The sequence below is a fragment of the Nonomuraea sp. CA-218870 genome (genome assembly GCF_050936535.1).
In the GTDB taxonomy this organism is placed as follows: Bacteria; Actinomycetota; Actinomycetes; order Streptosporangiales; family Streptosporangiaceae; genus Nonomuraea; species Nonomuraea corallina.
In genome coordinates this window covers 810,993-829,343 of the sequence record NZ_JBNJMN010000002.1, presented here as the reverse complement: position 1 = coordinate 829,343, position 18,351 = coordinate 810,993, and the positions used below count along the sequence as shown (strand labels likewise).

At 73.0% G+C, this 18,351-nt stretch carries 19 protein-coding genes; 7 read left to right on the top strand and 12 right to left on the bottom strand.

Annotation, left to right across the window (positions count from 1 at the left end; genetic code table 11):
• Nucleotides 1–173: 173 nt before the first annotated feature.
• Nucleotides 174–2,351 (bottom strand): ATP-dependent DNA helicase RecG, encoded by a 2,178-nt coding sequence (gene recG / locus ACQEUU_RS32540; RefSeq protein WP_433073007.1) that lies wholly within the window; start codon nt 2,349–2,351, stop codon nt 174–176.
• A gap of 34 nt (nt 2,352–2,385) precedes the next feature.
• Nucleotides 2,386–3,930, bottom strand: coding sequence for a DAK2 domain-containing protein (locus ACQEUU_RS32535; protein WP_433074462.1), 1,545 nt, complete (start codon nt 3,928–3,930; stop codon nt 2,386–2,388).
• 200 nt (nt 3,931–4,130) lie between these two features.
• Between ACQEUU_RS32535 and rpmB the strand changes: the two genes are divergently transcribed.
• Nucleotides 4,131–4,316 (top strand): 50S ribosomal protein L28, encoded by a 186-nt coding sequence (gene rpmB, locus ACQEUU_RS32530; protein ID WP_043618345.1) that lies wholly within the window; start codon nt 4,131–4,133, stop codon nt 4,314–4,316.
• Between the two features lie 193 nt (nt 4,317–4,509).
• On the opposite strand, the gene thiD is transcribed toward rpmB, so the two are convergent.
• The 3 genes from thiD to ACQEUU_RS32515 form a co-directional block, all read right to left on the bottom strand.
• Complete coding sequence (thiD, locus tag ACQEUU_RS32525) at nt 4,510–5,295, bottom strand: bifunctional hydroxymethylpyrimidine kinase/phosphomethylpyrimidine kinase (RefSeq protein ID WP_433073005.1); 786 nt, start codon at nt 5,293–5,295, stop codon at nt 4,510–4,512.
• A 65-nt stretch (nt 5,296–5,360) separates the two neighbouring features.
• Nucleotides 5,361–7,226 carry a hypothetical protein gene (locus ACQEUU_RS32520; protein WP_433073003.1) on the bottom strand — a complete coding sequence of 622 codons (1,866 nt, stop codon included), beginning with the start codon at nt 7,224–7,226 and terminating at the stop codon, nt 5,361–5,363.
• A gap of 91 nt (nt 7,227–7,317) precedes the next feature.
• Nucleotides 7,318–8,361 carry a thiamine-phosphate kinase gene (locus ACQEUU_RS32515; protein WP_433073001.1) on the bottom strand — a complete coding sequence of 348 codons (1,044 nt, stop codon included), beginning with the start codon at nt 8,359–8,361 and terminating at the stop codon, nt 7,318–7,320.
• A gap of 47 nt (nt 8,362–8,408) precedes the next feature.
• Here ACQEUU_RS32515 and ACQEUU_RS32510 point away from each other — a divergent pair, with 47 nt between their 5' ends.
• Nucleotides 8,409–8,642 carry an Lrp/AsnC family transcriptional regulator gene (locus ACQEUU_RS32510; RefSeq protein ID WP_138708324.1) on the top strand — a complete coding sequence of 78 codons (234 nt, stop codon included), beginning with the start codon at nt 8,409–8,411 and terminating at the stop codon, nt 8,640–8,642.
• An 11-nt stretch (nt 8,643–8,653) separates the two neighbouring features.
• Nucleotides 8,654–9,082: a DUF3515 family protein gene (locus ACQEUU_RS32505; protein WP_433072999.1), complete on the top strand. Its 429-nt coding sequence runs from the start codon at nt 8,654–8,656 to the stop codon at nt 9,080–9,082.
• Here the strand turns inward: ACQEUU_RS32505 and ACQEUU_RS32500 are convergent.
• The 3 genes from ACQEUU_RS32500 to ACQEUU_RS32490 are packed head-to-tail and all read right to left on the bottom strand — an operon-like array spanning nt 9,065 to nt 11,945.
• On the bottom strand, nt 9,065–10,162 hold the full coding sequence (locus ACQEUU_RS32500) for a D-alanine--D-alanine ligase family protein (RefSeq protein WP_270158043.1): 1,098 nt from the start codon (nt 10,160–10,162) through the stop codon (nt 9,065–9,067). The two genes, ACQEUU_RS32505 and ACQEUU_RS32500, sit on opposite strands and share 18 nt — an antisense overlap.
• A 57-nt stretch (nt 10,163–10,219) precedes the next feature.
• Nucleotides 10,220–11,230 carry an NAD(P)H-dependent glycerol-3-phosphate dehydrogenase gene (locus ACQEUU_RS32495; protein WP_433072997.1) on the bottom strand — a complete coding sequence of 337 codons (1,011 nt, stop codon included), beginning with the start codon at nt 11,228–11,230 and terminating at the stop codon, nt 10,220–10,222.
• A 4-nt stretch (nt 11,231–11,234) separates the two neighbouring features.
• Nucleotides 11,235–11,945, bottom strand: a complete 711-nt coding sequence (locus ACQEUU_RS32490) for a lysophospholipid acyltransferase family protein (protein ID WP_433072995.1) — start codon at nt 11,943–11,945, stop codon at nt 11,235–11,237.
• Nucleotides 11,946–12,022: 77 nt separating this feature from the next.
• Here ACQEUU_RS32490 and cofC point away from each other — a divergent pair, with 77 nt between their 5' ends.
• Both cofC and ACQEUU_RS32480 read left to right on the top strand, forming a co-directional pair.
• On the top strand, nt 12,023–12,661 hold the full coding sequence (cofC, locus tag ACQEUU_RS32485; RefSeq protein WP_433072993.1) for a 2-phospho-L-lactate guanylyltransferase: 639 nt from the start codon (nt 12,023–12,025) through the stop codon (nt 12,659–12,661).
• An 18-nt stretch (nt 12,662–12,679) separates the two neighbouring features.
• Complete coding sequence (locus ACQEUU_RS32480) at nt 12,680–12,880, top strand: hypothetical protein (RefSeq protein ID WP_433072991.1); 201 nt, start codon at nt 12,680–12,682, stop codon at nt 12,878–12,880.
• 48 nt (nt 12,881–12,928) lie between these two features.
• On the opposite strand, the gene ACQEUU_RS32475 is transcribed toward ACQEUU_RS32480, so the two are convergent.
• From ACQEUU_RS32475 to leuC, 4 genes are all read right to left on the bottom strand, one after another.
• Nucleotides 12,929–13,228 (bottom strand): HU family DNA-binding protein, encoded by a 300-nt coding sequence (locus tag ACQEUU_RS32475; protein ID WP_393406089.1) that lies wholly within the window; start codon nt 13,226–13,228, stop codon nt 12,929–12,931.
• 98 nt (nt 13,229–13,326) lie between these two features.
• On the bottom strand, nt 13,327–13,554 hold the full coding sequence (locus ACQEUU_RS32470) for a hypothetical protein (protein ID WP_433072989.1): 228 nt from the start codon (nt 13,552–13,554) through the stop codon (nt 13,327–13,329).
• A complete protein-coding gene (leuD, locus tag ACQEUU_RS32465) occupies nt 13,533–14,120 on the bottom strand; it encodes a 3-isopropylmalate dehydratase small subunit (protein ID WP_433072987.1) in 588 nt (195 codons plus the stop codon). Before leuD ends, ACQEUU_RS32470 begins: the two co-directional genes overlap by 22 nt.
• 13 nt (nt 14,121–14,133) lie before the next feature.
• Complete coding sequence (gene leuC / locus ACQEUU_RS32460; protein ID WP_433072985.1) at nt 14,134–15,519, bottom strand: 3-isopropylmalate dehydratase large subunit; 1,386 nt, start codon at nt 15,517–15,519, stop codon at nt 14,134–14,136.
• 180 nt (nt 15,520–15,699) lie between these two features.
• Here leuC and ACQEUU_RS32455 point away from each other — a divergent pair, with 180 nt between their 5' ends.
• Nucleotides 15,700–16,416: an IclR family transcriptional regulator gene (locus ACQEUU_RS32455; protein ID WP_433072983.1), complete on the top strand. Its 717-nt coding sequence runs from the start codon at nt 15,700–15,702 to the stop codon at nt 16,414–16,416.
• A gap of 125 nt (nt 16,417–16,541) precedes the next feature.
• Nucleotides 16,542–18,257, top strand: a complete 1,716-nt coding sequence (locus ACQEUU_RS32450; RefSeq protein ID WP_433072981.1) for a hypothetical protein — start codon at nt 16,542–16,544, stop codon at nt 18,255–18,257.
• Nucleotides 18,258–18,351 lie beyond the last annotated feature (94 nt).

Genomic DNA, 18,351 nt, shown 5'->3' with positions numbered 1-18,351 from the left:
TGACCCAGAGAAGGCCGACCGGCGTGATCGTGAGCCCTTCCGCACGCCGGTACCCTCGGCACCTGACCCGGGGGATGGGCCCAGCCGGGGACGGCATTCGGGGGGAGGCCGTCCCCGCGGCTGGGCCCAACATCTTCTTTCTCCCTCACCCCGCGCCGGCGGCGCTCCCCCGCTCAGGTCTTCTCGAGGTATTCGGCCTTCTCGTCCTCCAGCAGCCGGTCGATCTCCGCGCGCAGCGCGGGGTGCGAGGCCAGGCCGGGATCCCCGGCCAGGACCGCGGCGGCCTCCTCACGGGCCTCGGCGATGACGTCCTCGTCCCGGAGCAGCTGCAGCAGCTTCAGGGACGAGCGCTTGCCCGACTGCGCGGCGCCCAGGACGTCGCCCTCGCGCCGCTGCTCCAGGTCGACCCGGGAGAGCTCGAACCCGTCGAGCGTCGAGGCGACCGCGTCGAGGCGGGCCCGGGCGGGGGTGCCCTCGGCGAAGTCGGTGACCAGCAGGCAGAGTCCCGGCAGGCCGCCCCGGCCCACCCGGCCGCGGAGCTGGTGGAGCTGGGAGACCCCGAACCGGTCGGCGTCCATGATGATCATGACGGACGAGTTGGGCACGTCCACGCCGACCTCGATCACCGTGGTCGCGACCAGGACGTCCAGGTCGCCCCTGGTGAAGGCGCGCATGACCGCGTCCTTCTCCTCCGGTGGGAGCTTGCCGTGCAGGACGCCCAGCCGCAGGTCGGCGAAGGGGCCCTGGCCGAGCAGCTCTGCCACGTCGAGCACCGCCAGCGGAGGGCGGCGCTCGTCGTCGGCCGCCTGGGCCGCCAGGTCGCCCTCGTCGCCTTCGAGGTCGCCGATGCGCGGGCAGACGATGTAGGCCTGCCTGCCGAGCGCCACCTCCTCGCGCACCCGCTCCCACGTGCGCTCCAGGTAGTGGGGCTTCTGAGCGGCGGGCACCACGTGGGTGGTGATCGGCGCGCGCCCCGACGGGAGCTGCGAGAGCGTGGACACCTCCAGGTCGCCGAAGACGGTCATGGCGACCGTGCGCGGGATCGGGGTGGCGGTCATCACCAGGACGTGCGGGCGAGCCTCGCCCGCCTTCTCGCGCAGCGCGTCGCGCTGCTCGACGCCGAAGCGGTGCTGCTCGTCGACCACCACCAGGCCGAGGTCGGCGAACTGGACGTGCTCCTGCAGCAGGGCGTGGGTGCCGACGATCACGCCTGCCGTCCCGGAGGCCGCGTCGAGCAGGGCGGCCCGGCGGGCCTGGGCGCCCATGGAGCCGGTCAGCAGCGTGACCGCGGTGCCGCCGAACATGCCGCCCTGGGCCAGGTCGCCCAGCATCGAGGTGATCGAGCGGTGGTGCTGCTGGGCCAGCACCTCGGTGGGCGCGAGCAGCACCGCCTGCCCGCCCGCGTCGACCACCTGGAGCATGGCACGCAGCGCCACCACGGTCTTGCCCGCGCCGACCTCGCCCTGCAGCAGCCGGTGCATCGGATGGGCCGCGGCCAGGTCGGCGGCGATCTCCTCGCCGACCTGGGCCTGACCCTCGGTGAGCGCGAACGGCAGCCGCCCGTCGAAGGCGGCCAGGATGCCGTCGTCGCGGCGCGGCCTCGGCCTGGCGGGCCAGGCGGTGGCCGCGTGCCTGCGCCTCAGCAGCACGGACTGCAGCACGAACGCCTCGTCGAACTTCAGCCGCTTGCGCGCCCGCTGCACGTCGGCGAGGTCCTTCGGCCGGTGGATCGCCTCCAGCGCGTCGGCCAGGCCGGTGAGCCGGTGGCGGGCGCGCAGCTCGCCGGGCAGCGGGTCGTCCAGCGGCCCCAGCGTGTCGAGGACCACCCCGACGGCCCGCCTGATCGCCCACGGCGTGATGTCCTTGCCCGCCGGATAGATCGGCACCGGCGCGGCGGCGAACTCGGCGGCGCTGGCCTCGCCCTCCTCGAACAGCTCGAACTCCGGGTGGGCGAGCTGCCAGCGCGGCTTCGCGCGGGCGCCGAACAGCCCCACCTTGCCGGCGAACATGCCGCGCCGCCCCGGCTTGAGCCGCGACTCCGCGGCGTGGGAGCCCTTGCCGAAGAACGAGAGATAGATCTTGTTGCCGGTGCCGTCGACGACCTCGACCTCCAGCCAGGTGCCGCCGCGGTTGCGCATCGGCTTGCGCATCAGCCTGCTCACCTCGCCGACCACGGTGACGTGCTCGTCGACCGCCAGCGCGTCGAGCGAGGTCAGCTCGCCGCGCTCGGCGTAGCGGCGGGGATAGTGGCGCAGCAGGTCGCCCACCGTCTCCAGGCCGAGCACCTCGCCCAGCAGTTTGGCGGTCTTCGGGTCGAGCGCCTTCGTCAGCGGCTCGTCGAAACGGCTCACGGCACCTAGTTCTACCTCGTACGGCCGACAGGAATCACTCGACACCGATGAGAAGCGGGTAGCCGCCCTGCTCGCCGCCGTAGACCACGAGGTCCGCGTCGGGCCTGACGCGGCGCAGGTGGTCGGCCACGCCGGTGGCGAGCCCGTCCGGCGCGTCGGCCCCGGTCACCAGCGTCACCAGCTCGCCGCCGCCGGCCAGCATCCGGTCGACCACCAGCGCGGCGACCTCCTCCAGCGTCCGCCCGATCACGGCCACGTCGCCGTCGATCAGCCCCAGCACGTCCCCGGGCCGGCACAGGCCCGCGCTGGTGACCCCCTCGCGGTCGGCGACCACGAGATGGCCGTGGCGGGTGTGGCCGGCGGCGCCGGTCATGGCGACCACGTCGTCGTCGTAGCGCCGCGACGGGTCGTGCACCGCCAGCGCCGCCAGCCCCTGCACGGTCGCCTCGGTGGGCAGCACGGTCACCACCACGCCGTCCTCACGGGCGATCTCCGCGGCCGCCACGGCCACCGCGCCGGCGTCCTCGTCGTTGGGCAGCACCACGACCTCGCGGCCGGCCTGCCGGATCGCGGCGAGCATGGCGGCCAGCGCGGGCCGTCCGCCCGGCTCGCGCCGCACCACGACCGCGCCGCACTCCTCGAACAGCTTGGCGATGCCCGCGCCGGCGGCCACCGCGACCACTCCCCTGCCGTCGCCCGCGGCCCGGGCGCGCTCGGCGAGATAGGTCACCCTGATGCGGTACGGCCTGCCCACCCGCAACGCCGCCTCGATGGCGGGGCCGGCCTCGCCGACGTGCACGTGCACGTTCCACAGCCCGTCGCCGCCGACCACGACCAGCGAGTCGCCCATCGCGTCGAGCTCCGCGCGCAGCTTGCCCACCGCGTCGTCGTCGGCGTCGAGCAGGTACATCACCTCGTAGCCGGCGCCCACCTCGGTCATCGGCGTGACCCGCGCGGTCGGCGCGGGCACGTCGTAGCGCTCGCGGTGGCTGCCGGTGATCGCCGCGGCCAGCGACTCCAGCACCACGGTCAGCCCCGCGCCGCCGGCGTCGACCACGCCGCTGCGGGCCAGCACGTCCAGCTGGCCGGGCGTGCGGCGCAGCGCCGCGCGCGCCTCCTCCGCCGCCCGCCGCGCCACCTCCGCCGGCCCTGTCTCGACCCCCCGCACGGCCTCGGCCACCGCGCTCAGCACGCTCAGCACGGTGCCCTCGACCGGCCTGGCCACGCACCCGCGCGCCAGGTCGGCGGCCCTGGCCAGCGCCGCACGCAGGTCGCCGCCGTCCTTCAGGATCTCGGCCAGCCCGCGCAGCGCCTGGCTGACGATCACACCGGAGTTGCCGCGCGCCCCCACCAGCGCCCCGTACGACAGCGTCTGCCACACCACGGCGGCGTCCACGTCGTCGGGCAGCGACTCCACCGCCTCGGCGGCCGAGAGCATGGTGAGGTGGAGGTTGGTCCCGGTGTCGCCGTCGGCCACGGGGAACACGTTGAGCGCGTCGATGTCGGCCCTGGCCCTGCCCAGCGCGTCAGCGGCCAGCCGCGCCCACCGCCGCACCGAAGGCGGGTCGAGAACGTCCATGGGCACGTGTCCCGACCTCCCGGTGCTACAGTTCGCTACAGAGGAGAATATCGTCGTGCCGGGCCCGGTCCCAGTGATCGGTTCGCACCCACCCGTGGCGATCCGATATTCTTGCCTGGCTGGCCGGTTGTCCCGGCATGCCCTCCGCCCTCACAGCATCAGCGGACAGGGCTACATCGACTGTTTTAAGGAGCGATACCGTGGCTTCCGTCTGCGATGTCTGCCGCAAGGGGCCGACTTTCGGCAACAACGTTTCCCACTCCCACCGCCGCACCCGCCGCCGCTGGAACCCCAACATCCAGACGGTCCGCGCCGTCGTCGGCGGGACGCCGAAGAAGCTCAACGTGTGCACCTCCTGCATCAAGGCCGGCAAGGTCACCCGCTAGGTCGCACGTCAACGACAAGCCCGCGCTCCACGAGGAGCGGCGGGCTTTTCGCTTTCCCGGCCCGGCCCTGTCCGGCGGCCCCGCGCCTTCCGCGCGGGGCCGCGGTTTCCCACGCCCTACGTAAGGGGCCGCGGTTTCCGCGCCTTCCGCGCGGTGGCCCGCAGGCCGCCCGTGCCTTTCCGTCCGTACGAGGTCAGCGCCAGCGCCAGGCGTGGTCCACGGGCCCGATGCCGGCGCCGAGGGGGAAGCCGCGCGCGATCGCGCCCGTGACGTACTCCTTGGCCTTGCCCACCGCGCCCGGCACGTCCTCGCCCAGGGCCAGGTAGGAGGCGATGGCGGAGGCCAGCGTGCAGCCGGTGCCGTGCGTGTGGCGGTTGTCGTGCCTCTCGGCGGTGAAACGGTGCTCGGTGACGCCGTCCGTCAGCAGGTCGACCGGCGCGCCCGGCAGGTGACCGCCCTTGATCAGCGCCCAGCGGGGGCCCAGCGCGAGCACGGCGTCGGCGGCGCGGCGCAGTCCGTCCTCGTCCTCGACCTTGACGGAGGTGAGCTGCTCCACCTCCCACAGGTTCGGGGTCACCACGGTGGCCGCCGGCAGCAGGCGCTGCCGTACCGTCTCCACGGCCTCCGGCGCCAGCAGCGTGTCACCGTGCTTGGAGACCCCCACGGGGTCCACCACGACGGGCGCCGCGTACCCGCCCAGCGCCTCGGCCACGGTCTCCACGAGCGCGGGCGAGGCGAGCATGCCGGTCTTGACCGCCTGGGCGCCGATGTCGCCCAGCACCGAGTCGAGCTGCGCACGCACCGCCTCGGCCGGGAGTTCCCAGTAGCCCTGGACGCCGACGGAGTTCTGCGCGGTCACCGCCGCGATCACGCTCATGCCGTGCACGCCGAGGGCCAGCATGGTCTTCAGGTCGGCCTGGATGCCCGCGCCGCCGCCGGAGTCGGATCCGGCGACGGTGAGGACGCGGGCGGGACTCATGGGGGAAGCTGAATCCGTCATATCCCCCATCCAACCACTTGACCAGGTGGGCGACGGCCCCCGGCTCAGGCGATCGCGCAGTCACCGCCCACGAGGCCGCAGTTCTTCGGCGTGCCCGCCCGGCCCGTGGCCGAGATGGTCAGCTCGGCGCTGTCACCGGCGGCGATCGGCGTGGTGATGTCCACGATCAGCAGGTTGCCGTCCTGCGTCCACTCCACGCCCCGCACGTCCAGGATCTTGCCCCGGACGGGCATGGACAGGGTGAAGGAGTCCAGCGTCCGCGGTGAGTCGTTCGTCACGCTCATCGTCGCCGTGTAGCCCGCCACCCGCTGCCGGTCCACGTTGAACCGGACGTTGACCGTCGCCGCGCCGCCCGACAGCGGCCGGCTCCGGGGCGCCGCCTCGGTCGTCGGCGTGGAGTCCGGCTGAGGCACGCCCTGGGTGGGGACGGTGCCGTTGCCCACGTCACCGGGCGAGGGGGACTCGGTCGGCTCGTCGGTGACCTCGTCGTCGGTGACCTCCTCGACCGTCTGCTCATCGACCGGCTCGTCCTCGACGGGCGGCGCCGACCTGGTCTTCGTGGGCCTCGGCGTCGGCGCGGAGGTGCGGCGCGGGGCCGGCGAACCGGTGTCCGACCGCGTCGGCTCCGGCCGGGCCTCCTCCTCCGTGGCCTCCTCGTCCGGCGTCTCCTCGTCCTCGACCGGCTCGGTCTCCTCCACCGGCTCGGACACCTGCGGGCCGGGCTGGTTCGATCCCTGCACGGCGGCGCACCGGCCGCCGGGGCAGGCTTCGTCGCCGCCGCCCATCATCTTGACGCCGATCACGGTGCCGCCCAGCACGACGGCGACGGCGGCCACCGACAGCAGGGCCAGCCGTCCCCGGCCGCCGGACCTGCCACCGGACCGGCCGTCGAACCCGCCGGGATCGTCGGGGTCGTCCGGGGGCTTGCGCCGTCCGCGCCCCCGGCGGGGCTCGGGGTCGCCCTGCTCCTCGCCGGACCGGTCCGGGCCGAGGAAGCCGGTCTCCGCCTCCGCCCATGCCGGGGTACGGGCGACCATGGTGGGCTCGCCGGCCACCTTGACGTCGCCGGGCTCGGGCGGCAGGCCGGGCGCGTCGAACCTGCCCGTCGCCTCCTGCCCGAACGGGTCGCCCTGCTCCCGGGACAGGCTCCGGGTGTCGCCGCCGAACGGGTCGTCCCGCGGCGGCCGGAAGGCGCCGTGCGGGTCTCCCTGGCGGAACGGGTCGTGCGGGTCCGGCTGGCCGAACGGGTCGCCCTGCTGCGACCGGAACGGGTCGTGCGGGTCCGCCTGGCCGAACGGGTCGCCCTGCTGCGACCGGAACGGGTCGTGCGGGTCCGCCTGGCCGAACGGGTCGCCCTGCTGCGACCGGAACGGGTCGTGCGGGTCCGGCTGCTGGGACCGGAACGGGTCGTGGGCGTCCGCGAAGGGGTCGCCCGCCGGCGGCCGGAAGGCACCGTGCGGGTCGGCGGGGCCGAGCCCGGGGTTCGGGCCCTGGTCGGGCAGGCGGCCCTGCGGGTGGCCGTCCGGGGCGTCGTCCCAGGACTGCGGCCGGGCGAACGCGCCGGTGGTCTCGAACGGCTGGTCGTCCCGCGGGCGCCCGTGATCGGCGCCGGGGCGGGGGGACGCCGCGAAGGCGCCGGTGGTCTCGAAGGGGTCGGACCGGTGACCCGTGGCCGGGGGCGGGGTGTCCCGCTTCGGCATGGGCGCCCACTGGCCGGTGACTTCCGGCTGGTCGGGCAGGGAGGGCCAGCCTGGAGGCTCGGGCCTGTCGTCCTTGCCCCAGAAGCTGTCGGACTGCTGGTCGTCAGGGCCCCAGAAGGCGCTGTCCCCCCGATCGTTCGCGTCTTCGGATCCACCTGTCCCGTGGCGGCCCATGAACAGCCCTTTCTGCCGGTTACAGTTGGCCGCCAATCTTCATAACACCTCGGCTACGCCCTTGTCCCATCAATCTCCATAGTCACACCCTAAATCCGGAATTTTTCCGGCAAATTAGGACACTCGGTCACCGAAAGTGATCCCAGCCGCCGGGCCCCGGCGCACGACCCCGCACGTGCACGCCCTCCCCCTCCGACACCCTGCCGACGACCCGCCACGCGTCCGGCAGCGGCACCTCCGGGGGGAAGGCGGCGGCCAGCGCGTGGTCCTCCCCGCCGGTGAGCACCCAGTCGAGCGGGTCGGCGCCGAGCTCCGCCGCGGCCGCTGCCACCGCGTCCGGCACGGCGAAGGCCCCGGGATCCAGGTCGATCCGCACGCCTCCGGCCCGCGCGACGTGCCCCAGGTCCTGGAGCAGCCCGTCGCTCACGTCGATCAGCGCGCTCGCGCCCAGCCGCGCCGCCTCGGGCCCGCACGCGTAAGGAGGCCGCGGCCGCAGATGCACCGCGACGGCCTCCGCCAGCGGATCGCCTCCGGGTCCCGGGACGGGGGGACGCGAGCCGGCCGGTGAACCGTCCGATCCCCCGTACGAGCCGGACCCGGGAGACGGGAGCACCCGGCCGGAGTCGAGCAGAGCGAGGCCGGCGGCCGAGCGGCCGAGGACGCCCGCCACCGCGATGACGTGGCCGGGCCGCGCCCCGGAACGCTCCACCGGCGCGCGGCCCTGAAGGTCGCCGAGCACCGTGACGCCGACCACCACCAGGTCGCACCTGGTCACGTCGCCGCCCGCCACGCTCGCCCCGACCAGCGCGCACTCGTCGCGGAAGCCGTCGGTCAGCGCGTCCAGCCACGTGACGGGAAGGCCGGGCGGGATGCCCAGCCCGACCACGATGGCCGTCGGGACCGCGCCCATGGCCGCCACGTCGGCGAGGTTCTGGGCGGCGGCCTTGCGTCCCACGTCATAGCCGCTGGACCAATGGCGGCGAAAGTGCCTACCCTCGATCAGGACGTCCGTGGACACCACCACGCGCCCGTCGGGCGCGCGCACCAAGGCGGCGTCGTCGCCAGGGCCGAGCAACACCGTCTCACCCTGGGGCAGCCGCCCGGAAACACGCGCTACAACACCGAACTCGCCGAGATCCCCGACTGTGATGACGCACCTCCTGACGCACACAGGGTACGGTGGCCCTTCGGCGTGATCCAATCGCCTGGGAGGACGTAATGGTGCAGGCCTACATCCTTATTCAGACCGAGGTCGGCAAGGCCGCCGCAGTGGCTCACGAGATCTCCGGCATTCCCGGGGTGACTCAGGCGGAAGACGTCACGGGACCGTACGATGTGATCGTCCGCGCCGAGGCGCGCAACGTCGACGAGCTGGGCAAGCTCGTGGTGGCCCAGATTCAGGCCGTGGAGGGGATCACGCGTACCCTTACGTGTCCGATCGTCCATATCTGAGGTTCCCATCGATGCGTGCGGCCACCGCCCTGTTCGTCCTTCTCGCACTCGCCGGATGCGGCGCCGTCCAGGTGGAGCCGCCCGTTCCGGAGGGTGAGGCGGCGGCCGCCTGCGACCGCCTCGCCGGGTTGCTGCCGGAGACGCTCGACGGCGACGGCCGCACCGCGAGCGTGCCGGAGTCGCCGTACGTCGCGGTGTGGGGCGAGGGCGCGATCGCGCTGCGCTGCGGCGTGCCACGGCCGGCCAGGATGGCCCCGACCGACCGGCTCCAGGAGATCGACGGGGTGGGCTGGTTCGCCGATCCGGAGACGCCCACGTTGTTCACGGCCGTGGCGGCGCCGCTCTACGTGGAGGTCGCCGTCGGCGGCACGCACGTGGCCGGCGAGGTGCTGGCCCGACTGTCGGAGCCGATCGGGCAGGTCTCACCGCAGGCCCGGTGACCGGTTCAGGGCGAGCTGGATGAGCCGGTCGACCAGCTCCGGGTAGGACAGCCCGGACGCCGCCCACAGCTGCGGCGCCACCGACAACGAGGTGAAGCCCGGCATGGTGTTGATCTCGTTGAGCACCAGCTCGCCCTCGGGCGTGTAGAAGAAGTCGACCCGGGCCAGCCCTTCACAGCCGAGCGCCTCGAACGCGCGCACCGCCAGCGCCCGCACCTCCTCGGCGGTCTCGGCGGGCAGGTCGGCGGGCACCGTGAGCGACATCTGGTCGGGGTAGTACTTGGCCTCGAAGTCGAAGAACTCCTGGCCGCCCTCGACCCTGACCTCTCCGGGAGCGGACGCGGCGGGCGGGTCGTCGCCGAACGACTGCAGCACCGCGCACTCGATCTCCCGGCCGCCGACCGCCGCCTCGATGAGCACCTTGGGGTCGTGCTCGCGGGCGAACTCGACGGCGCGCTCCAGCTCGGCCCGGTCGTGCGCCTTGGAGATGCCCTGCGAGGACCCGGCCCTGGCGGGCTTGACGAACAGCGGCCAGCCGAGCTGCTGCTCGGCCTCCTTCATCACCCGGTCGCGGCCGACGCGCCAGTCCCGGTCGCGTACGGCGAGGTAGCGGCCGATCGGCAGGTCGGCGGCGGCCAGGACCGCCTTCATGTAGCCCTTGTCCATGCCGACGGCGCTGGCCAGCACGCCGGAGCCGACGTAGCGGACCCCGGCCATCTCCAGCAGGCCCTGGATGGTGCCGTCCTCGGCGAACGGCCCGTGCATGACGGGGAAGACCACGTCGACCGAGCCCAGCTCGACCGGGATGCTCCCCTGGTCGTACGCGATCAGGCCGGTGCCGCCGGTGGGCAGCGCCAGCGAGGCGCCCGAGGCGTCGACGGCGGGCAGCTCGCCGCCCTCGATCTGGAACCGCTGGTCACCGGCGGCCAGCACCCACCTGCCGTCCTGGGTGATCCCGATCGGGATCACCTCGTACTTGCTCGTGTCGATCGCTTCCAGCACGCTGCCCGCCCCCATCAGGGACACGGCGTGCTCAGAATTGCGACCTCCGAAGACGACGGCGACGCGTGGCTTGCTCATGACGTCCGAATCTACCGGGGCGTACCCCCCGCAGCGAGCCAAGCACGCGGTGGCGGGTCAGAGGCCGTAACGCTCGGGCTTGGGAGAACGGGACATCAGGAGCATCCCGGCCTCGGTCGGGGACATGCCGTCGTGGACCACGCCCACCACGACCTCGGTGATCGGCATCTCCACGTCGTGCTTCCTGGCGAGCTCCAGCACGGACTCGCAGGACTTGACGCCCTCGGCGGTCTGGCGGGTCGCGGCGATCACCTCCTTGAGCGTCATGCCGCGCCCGAGGTTCTCGCCGAAGGTGCGGTTGCGCGACAGCGGCGACATGCAGGTGGCCACCAGGTCGCCCATCCCGGCCAGGCCGGCGAAGGTGTGCGGGTCGGCGCCGAGCGCGGCGCCCAGGCGGGAGATCTCGGCCAGCCCGCGGGTCATGAGCATGGCGCTGACGTTGGCGCCCATGCCCATGCCGGCGGCCACGCCGACGGCCAGTGCGATCACGTTCTTGACCGCGCCGCCCAGCTCGACGCCCACCACGTCGGTGTTGGTGTAGGGGCGGAACCACGGCGGCAGGTGGCAGGCCTTCTGCAGCCGGTCGGCCACGCTCTCGTCGGAGCAGGCCACGACGGCGGCGGCGGGCTGGCGCTGCGCGATCTCCTTGGCCAGGTTGGGGCCGGAGACGACGGCCACCCGCTCGTCGGGCACCCCGGCCACCTCCCGGATCACCTCGCTCATCCGCTTGGTGGTGCCGAGCTCGACGCCCTTCATCAGGCTCACCAGCACCGCGTCGCGCGGGATGTGCGCGCGCCAGGACTCCAGGTTGGCCCGCAGCGTCTGGGAGGGCACGGCGAGCACCACGAACTCCGCCCCGTCGAGCGCCTCGGCCACGTCGGTGGTCGCGCGCAGCGAGGTCGGCAGCGCGATGCCGGGCAGGTAGTCGGTGTTCATGTGGGTGCGGTCGATGGACTCGACCACCTCGCGCCTGCGCCCCCACAGGACGGTCCGGTTGCCCGCCTCGGCGAGGACCATCGCGAACGTGGTCCCCCACGACCCGGTGCCGAACACCGCGATCTTCGCCATCTCGTCACCGTCCGTCGGGGTCGTAGGAAGTCTCCGGCGCCTTCTCGCCCCGGAGCACGGCGAGCTGCTCGGTGATCGCCGCCATGATGTCGGCGGTCGCGTCGCGCAGCACCGGCGCGTGCGGCGGCAGCCCCGCGTACTTGGACAGGTCGACCGGCTCGCCGACCGTGACCCTGAACGTCTTGCGCGGGAACAGCCTGGGCCTCTTCTCACCGTACGGGAGCAGCTCCTGGGCCCCCCAATGGGCCACCGGGATCACCTTGACGCCGGTCTCCAGGGCCAGCCGCGCGGCGCCGGTCTTGCCGGTCATCGGCCAGAGCCGCGGGTCGCGGGTGCAGGTGCCCTCGGGATAGAAGAGGATCGCCCCGCCCTCCTTGAGCCGCTCCGCCGACTCGTGCAGCGACCTGGCCGCGTCGCTGCTGCCCCGGTAGACCGGGATGGCGCGCAGCGAGCGCACCGCGTAGCCGAGGAGCGGCACCTTGAACAGGCTGGACTTGGCCAGGACGATCGGCCAGCGGCCGTGGTCGTAGAGGAAGTGGGCCAGCAGCACCGGGTCGGCCCACGACAGGTGGTTGGCCACGAGGATGACGCCCCCGGTGCGCGGGATGCGGTCACCCCGGCGCCAGTCGCGCTTGATCAGGAGCCACGAGAGCGGCTTCACGATCACGACGGCCAGCGTTTCCCAGAAACGCGATGGACGCGTCAAGCCGCTCATGGTCTCCTCCAGCGCTGACGGTTGCGCCCAAGTCTCCCGGTTGGCGGCACGGGCTGTCGAGGCGCGATGCTTAGCCTATGAGCTTGCGCTGGTCCCTGGTGATCCCGGTGAAGACGCTGGTAGCGGCGAAGACGCGGCTGGCCGCCGCGACCGGGCCGCACCGCACGCGACTGGCCGTGGCCGTCGCCTGCGACACCGTGACGGCGGCGCTGGCGTGCCCGCCGGTGGCGCGGGTGATCGTGGTGACGGCGGACCCTGCCGCGGCGGGGCCGCTCGCGGCGCTCGGCGCGGACGTGGTGGAGGACCCGGACCGGGGGCTCAACACGGCGCTGCGCACGGGCGCGGCGCACGCCGCGCGGCTCGCGCCCGGCGACGCGGTGGGAGCGCTGCAGGCCGACCTGCCGGCGCTGCGGCCGGCGGAGCTGGCGGCGGCGCTGACCGCGGCCGCCGAGTTCGACCAGGCGTTCGTGCCCGACGCGCTGGACGTCGGCACCACCTTCTACGGGGTACGGCCCGGCCGCCCGTTCCGTCCCCGCTTCGGCGGGGAGTCACGGGCCAAGCATCTGGCGGGCGGGGCCAAGGAGCTGTGCCCGCACGGCCTCGACTCGCTCAGACGGGACGTCGACACGCCTGACGACCTGCGCGCGGCGATGGAGCTGGGGCTGGGCCGGCACACCGCCGTGGTGGTGGCCGAGCTGTGGCCGGACTCCGGCTGACCCTCTAGATTGGCTCACGTGCAGGCCACCGTGCGCAGCTTCGACACCGCGACCCGATCCGGCACCGTCTTCCTCGACGACGGGACCGTGCTGGCCTTCCCCACGCACGCCTTCGACGCGGGCCCGCTGCGGCTGCTCCGCGCCGGGCAGCGGGTCAACATCGCGGTGGCGGGCGGCGAGATCACCTACATCACGCTGTCGACGTTCCCGCTGCCATGAAGAAGCCCGGGCCGCCGATCATGGAGCCCGGGCGCCGCCGTCCGCGGTCTACTTCTTCTTCGCGGCCTTCTTGCCGCCCTCGTTCACCAGCTCCTTGAAGTCGGAGCCGGGCCTGAACTTGGGCGCCCAGCTCTCGGCCACCTTGATCTCGGCGCCGGTCGAAGGGTTCCGCGCCGTGCGGGCCGGCTTGTGCACCATCTCGAAGGCGCCGAACCCGGTGATCGACACCTTGTCACCGTTCGACACCGCCTTCTGGACGGCGTCGATGATCGCGTTGACGGCCTCGGTGGCCGTTCTCCTGTCGCCCACGCGGTCCGCGATGGCGTCGACGAGCTCCCGCTTGTTCATGAAGTTCTTTCCCCCCAGTTATGGCTCGGGGTTCCAGCTCACGAGTCCGGCGTAGAAACCCCGTACGCGCTTGAAAGTAGGCGGGATCGCGGGGGAACTCAATCACCGTGCGTGTTTTCGGCATCGCGTGGCGTGTCGAGCAGGGTCATCAGGCTTTCCAGGCGGGCGGCCGCCCTGCCGGGATCGCGCTTGGCCAGGTCGCAGATCGCGAGGAAGCGGCGGCCCAGCCTCTCCCGGTCCGCGGCGGGCAGCAGGCGGACGCGGCGGTGCGCTTCGCGCAACCGCCGCGCCAGTGCGTCGTCCTCTAGACGGTGGTCGGCAGCCATGGCTGCCGACCATTCTCGTACGAGGTGATGTCGTCGGCGTGCCGCAGGGTCAGCCCGATGTCGTCGAGGCCCTCCATCAGCCGCCAGCGGGTGTAGTCGTCGATCTCGAACGCGACGGTCTCGCCGGCCCAGCGGACCTGGCGTTCGGCCAGGTCGACGGTCACGTCGAGCTCCGGATCCGCCTCGACGGCCCGCTGCAGGGCCTCGACCCGGTCGCCGGGCAGCACGACCGGGAGCAGGCCCATCTTGGTGGAGTTGTTGCGGAAGATGTCGCCGAAGCGGGCGGCGATGACGACGCGGAAACCGTACTGCTGCAGCGCCCAGACGGCGTGCTCCCGCGAGGACCCGGTGCCGAAGTCGGGCCCGGAGACCAGGATCGAGGCGCCCGCGTAGGCGGGGTCGTTGAGCACGAACGAGGGGTCCTCGCGCCAGGCGGCGAACAGGCCCTTCTCGAACCCGGTGCGGCTGACCTGCTTGAGCCAGACGGCCGGGATGATCTGGTCGGTGTCGACGTTGCTGCGGCGCAGCGGCGCCGCCTTGCCGGTGTGGGTGGTGAAGGCGTCCATGGTGCGTGGTCTCCTAGAGGTCGGCGGGGGCGGTCAGGCGGCCGGTGATCGCGGTCGCGGCGGCGACCTGCGGCGACACGAGGTGGGTGCGGCCACCCTTGCCCTGCCGGCCCTCGAAGTTGCGGTTGGAGGTGGAGGCGCTGCGCTCGCCGGGCTGGAGCGTGTCGGGGTTCATGCCCAGGCACATGGAGCAGCCGGCCTCGCGCCACTCGGCGCCGGCGGCCTTGAACACCTCGTCCAGGCCCTCCTCCTCGGCCTGCTTCTTGACCATCATCGAGCCGGGCACGACCAGCATGCGGGTGGTGACCTTGCGGCCGCGCAGCACCTCGGCGGCCGAGCGCAGGTCCTCGATGCGGCCGTTGGTGCAGGAGCCGACGAAGACGGTGTCGACCTGGACGTCGCGCAGGGGCGTGCCGGGGGTCAGCGCCATGTACTCCAGCGCCCGCTCGGCCGCCGAGCGGGCCACCGGGTCGGTGAAGCTCTCCGGGCCGGGCACGCTGGCGCCGAGCGGCAGGCCCTGGCCGGGGTTGGTGCCCCAGGTGACGAACGGGGTGAGCGTCGTGGCGTCGATCTCCACGACCTTGTCGAACACGGCGTCGTCGTCGGTCCTGAGGGTCTTCCAGTACGCCACGGCCTGGTCCCACGCCTCACCGGTGGGGGCGTGCGGGCGGCCCTTGAGGTAGTCGAACGTGGTCTCGTCGGGGGCGATCATGCCCGCGCGGGCGCCGGCCTCGATGGACATGTTGCAGACGGTCATGCGGCCCTCCATGGAGAGCTTGCGCACGGCCTCGCCGCGGTACTCGATGATGTAGCCCTGGCCGCCGCCGGTGCCGATCTCGGCGATGACCGCCAGGATCAGGTCCTTGGCCGTGACGCCCACGGGCAGCTCGCCGGAGACCTCGATGGCCATGGTCTTCGGCCGGTAGGCGGGCAGCGTCTGGGTGGCCAGCACGTGCTCGACCTCGCTGGTGCCGATGCCGAACGCGATGCCGCCGAACGCGCCGTGGGTGGAGGTGTGGGAGTCGCCACAGACGATCGTCATGCCCGGCTGGGTCAGACCGAACTGCGGGCCGATGATGTGGACCACGCCCTGGCCGGCGTCGCCCATCGGGTGCAGCCGGATGCCGAACTCGGCGGCGTTCTTGCGCAGGGTCTCGACCTGGGTCTTGGAGACGGGGTCGGAGATCGGGCCGAGCACCGTGGGCACGTTGTGGTCCTCGGTGGCGATCGTCAGCTCGGGCCTTCGCACCTTCCGGCCGGCGAGCCGGAGCCCGTCGAACGCCTGCGGGCTGGTGACCTCGTGGATGAGGTGCAGGTCGATGTAGAGCAGGTCGGGCTCGCCGTCGGCACGGCGCACGACGTGCTGCTCCCAGACCTTCTCCGCCAGTGTGCGGCCCATGGTTTCCTCCTGTTTCACATGCGATGCTGCGCATCGCCGCTCGGTCGCCGAGACCCGGTCTCTCGTCCCTCGTCGCTCCGGTCGCTTCGCTTCCTGCGCTCCTCAGCCGAGAGACCGGCGCTCCCTCGCGGGCACCCGACCGACTTGCCTTCTCATATGGCGAGACTGCAGTATCGGTGTATGGACAACTCTAGCGGAGTCGGAGTACTGGACAAGGCCGTTCTGGTACTCAACGCCCTCGAAGCCGGACCGGCATCACTGGCGCAGCTCGTCCAGGCGACCGGCCTGGCCCGCCCCACGGCCCACAGACTCGCCGTCGCGCTCGAACACCACCGCATCGTGAGCCGCGACACCCAGGGCCGGTTCGTGCTCGGCCCGCGGCTCTCAGAGTTGTCGACCGCCGCAGGGGAGGACCGGCTGCTGGCGGTGGCCTCCCCCGTGCTCATCCAGTTGCGCGACACCACGGGCGAGAGCGCGCAACTCTACCGCCGCCAGGGAGACGAGCGGGTGTGCGTGGCCGCGGCCGAACGCTCCAGCGGCCTGCGCGACACCGTGCCCGTCGGCTCCGCGCTGCCCATGACGGCGGGCTCGGCCGCGCAGATCCTGCTGGCCTGGGAGGAGCCCGACCGGCTGCACCGCGGGCTGCGCGGCGCCAAGTTCACCGCCGCGACGCTGGCGTCGGTGCGGCGGCGGGGCTGGGCGCACAGCGTGGGCGAGCGCGAGCAGGGCGTGGCCAGCGTCTCCGCGCCGATCAGGGGCAACGGCGGCAAGGTGGTCGCGGCCGTCTCGGTGTCGGGCCCGATCGAACGGCTGACCAGGGCGCCGGGGCGGCTGCACGCGGTGCCGGTGATGGCGGCGGCGGAGCGGATCACCGAGGCGATGCGGCGCACCTCGTGACCGGCCGCCGGCGCTCATCGGCCCGCCCTCGCACGTCGCCGTGAGCCGCCGGGACGGGTCATGAAGCGGACCTCCCATCGGAATTCGGGGAGCCGAGTGTCTCGCGGGAGCACTAGCCTGAGTGCGTGACAGATCGCATCGAGGTAGCCGCCACTGAGCTGCGACCCCTGCTCGAAGAGTTCATCTTGTGGGCGCGCGTCAACGCGCCTGACAGCGACCCCGAGCTGGTGGGTCCCGCCGCCCTGTGGCACCGTCTCGCCTTCTCGCAGGACCTCGGCACGTGGAAGCGCGCCGACCTGCGCAACCTGCTGCTGGACCGCATGCCGAAGGTCGTGGACGATCCCGACGCCGCGGCCGACGGCATGCTGCCCGCCGTCGACGCCTACCTGACGTTCCTCTCGGAGACCGGCAGGCTGACCACGGGCTCCGACAGCCTCGACGATCTGCGGGCCGAGCTCGACGACGTCGAGGAGCCGTTCGTCGAGCTCATGGAGGACCTCATCGACGACCTCGAAGGCGACGAGGACGACGAGGAGGCCGGCGACCTGGGCGACCTGGAGCCGTTCGCCGAAGCGCTGGCGGCCCTGCCGACGATCCGGCTGCGTCCCGACACCGAGCTGGCCGCGGCCGCCCGGGAGGTGCCGCTGATCGCCCAGGCCCGCGACCTGGCCCTGTGGGTGGGCTCGGGCCGGCGCATGGGCGACGACACCCTGCTCAGCGACGCCGAGATCGAGGAGGCGCTGGCCGCCGTCGGCCTGCCCAGGCCGGACACGCAGGGACCGCTGGCCGAGGTCGTCCCGCAGCTGTGGAACGTCTGGAACCTCGCCGTGGACCTGGAGTTCCTGGAGCCGGGCGAGGGCAACACGGTCGCGGTCCAGGACGACACCTCGGAGTGGCCGTTCGACGACGACGAGGACGTGCTCGACGCCTGGATGCTCGGCCTGCACTCGGTCGACTACGGCGACCCGGAGCCGGCGGACGACGACCTCGCCATGGCCCTGGCCGGTCTGACCCGCAACCTGCTCGTCCGGCTGCTGCTCGCAGGCGGTTCGCGGGAGCTGCCCGAGCTCCGCGAGGAGCTGGCGCGGGCCGTCGCCGACAACGACGAACTGGGCGGCGACGCCTGGGAGGCGACGGGTGACCCGCTGGCCCCCGTGCTTGACTGGCTGACCGGCTACGGCATGGTCGAGGTCGACGGCGACACGGTCAGGCTCACCCCCCTCGGCACCGAAGGCGTCGTCCACCTGGTGGACGACTCCGACATCGAGGTCGACGCCCGCCCGGCGATCGAGACGATGAGCGCCCACGAGCTGCTGGTGCTCAGCGCCGAGCTGCCGGAGGAGGAGGCCGACGCCGAGCTGGCTGCGTGGATGCGGCTGCGCGAGCCGGTCACGGCCGCCCAGGAGCTGCTGGAGGCGGCGGCCGAGGACGAGGCCGACGCGCTGATCCGGGTGCAGGCGGCCAGCGTGGTCGGCTCGCTCGGCGCCGCCGCGGTCCCGGCCTGGCAGGCGGCTCTCAAGCAGCCGTCGTTGCGCCCGTACGCGGCCACCCACCTGAGCCAGCTGGAGGTGGAGGACGCGCCGCAGCCTACGCAGGACGACACCTACTGGCTGATCCTCGACATGTGGACGATCTCGGCAGGGCTGGGCCGGGCGGAGTTCGTGGGCAGCCTGCGCGACATCGATCCGGAGATGCTCAACGAGCTGCTCGAGGTGATCTGGAAGATCCCGCACGCGCACGTCGAGGAGCTGCTGGACCGGATCTCCCAGGTCCACCCCGACAAGCAGGTGGCCAAGGCGGCGCGCCGGGCGCTGTTCAAGGCCCGGTCGGCCACGCCGTAGCCGTCCGGTGAAACCCGCCGCCCGCCCGGTTCCGGGGGCGGCGGGTTTCCCGGAAAAGCGGGACGTTCGAAAAAGGCGACCGGGTTCAGGAAAA

Coding starts and splice junctions, on each gene's coding strand:
- thiD (WP_433073005.1), bottom strand. CDS start 5,295: ATGAGTCCCGCCCGCGTCCTCACCGTCGCCGGATCCGACTCCGGCGGC.
- ACQEUU_RS32490 (WP_433072995.1), bottom strand. CDS start 11,945: ATGAGCGGCTTGACGCGTCCATCGCGTTTCTGGGAAACGCTGGCCGTC.
- ACQEUU_RS32475 (WP_393406089.1), bottom strand. CDS start 13,228: ATGAACAAGCGGGAGCTCGTCGACGCCATCGCGGACCGCGTGGGCGAC.
- ACQEUU_RS32535 (WP_433074462.1), bottom strand. CDS start 3,930: ATGGACGTTCTCGACCCGCCTTCGGTGCGGCGGTGGGCGCGGCTGGCC.
- ACQEUU_RS32500 (WP_270158043.1), bottom strand. CDS start 10,162: ATGAGCAAGCCACGCGTCGCCGTCGTCTTCGGAGGTCGCAATTCTGAG.
- ACQEUU_RS32510 (WP_138708324.1), top strand. CDS start 8,409: ATGGTGCAGGCCTACATCCTTATTCAGACCGAGGTCGGCAAGGCCGCC.
- ACQEUU_RS32505 (WP_433072999.1), top strand. CDS start 8,654: ATGCGTGCGGCCACCGCCCTGTTCGTCCTTCTCGCACTCGCCGGATGC.
- ACQEUU_RS32470 (WP_433072989.1), bottom strand. CDS start 13,554: ATGGCTGCCGACCACCGTCTAGAGGACGACGCACTGGCGCGGCGGTTG.
- ACQEUU_RS32455 (WP_433072983.1), top strand. CDS start 15,700: ATGGACAACTCTAGCGGAGTCGGAGTACTGGACAAGGCCGTTCTGGTA.
- leuD (WP_433072987.1), bottom strand. CDS start 14,120: ATGGACGCCTTCACCACCCACACCGGCAAGGCGGCGCCGCTGCGCCGC.
- cofC (WP_433072993.1), top strand. CDS start 12,023: ATGAGCTTGCGCTGGTCCCTGGTGATCCCGGTGAAGACGCTGGTAGCG.
- ACQEUU_RS32495 (WP_433072997.1), bottom strand. CDS start 11,230: ATGGCGAAGATCGCGGTGTTCGGCACCGGGTCGTGGGGGACCACGTTC.
- leuC (WP_433072985.1), bottom strand. CDS start 15,519: ATGGGCCGCACACTGGCGGAGAAGGTCTGGGAGCAGCACGTCGTGCGC.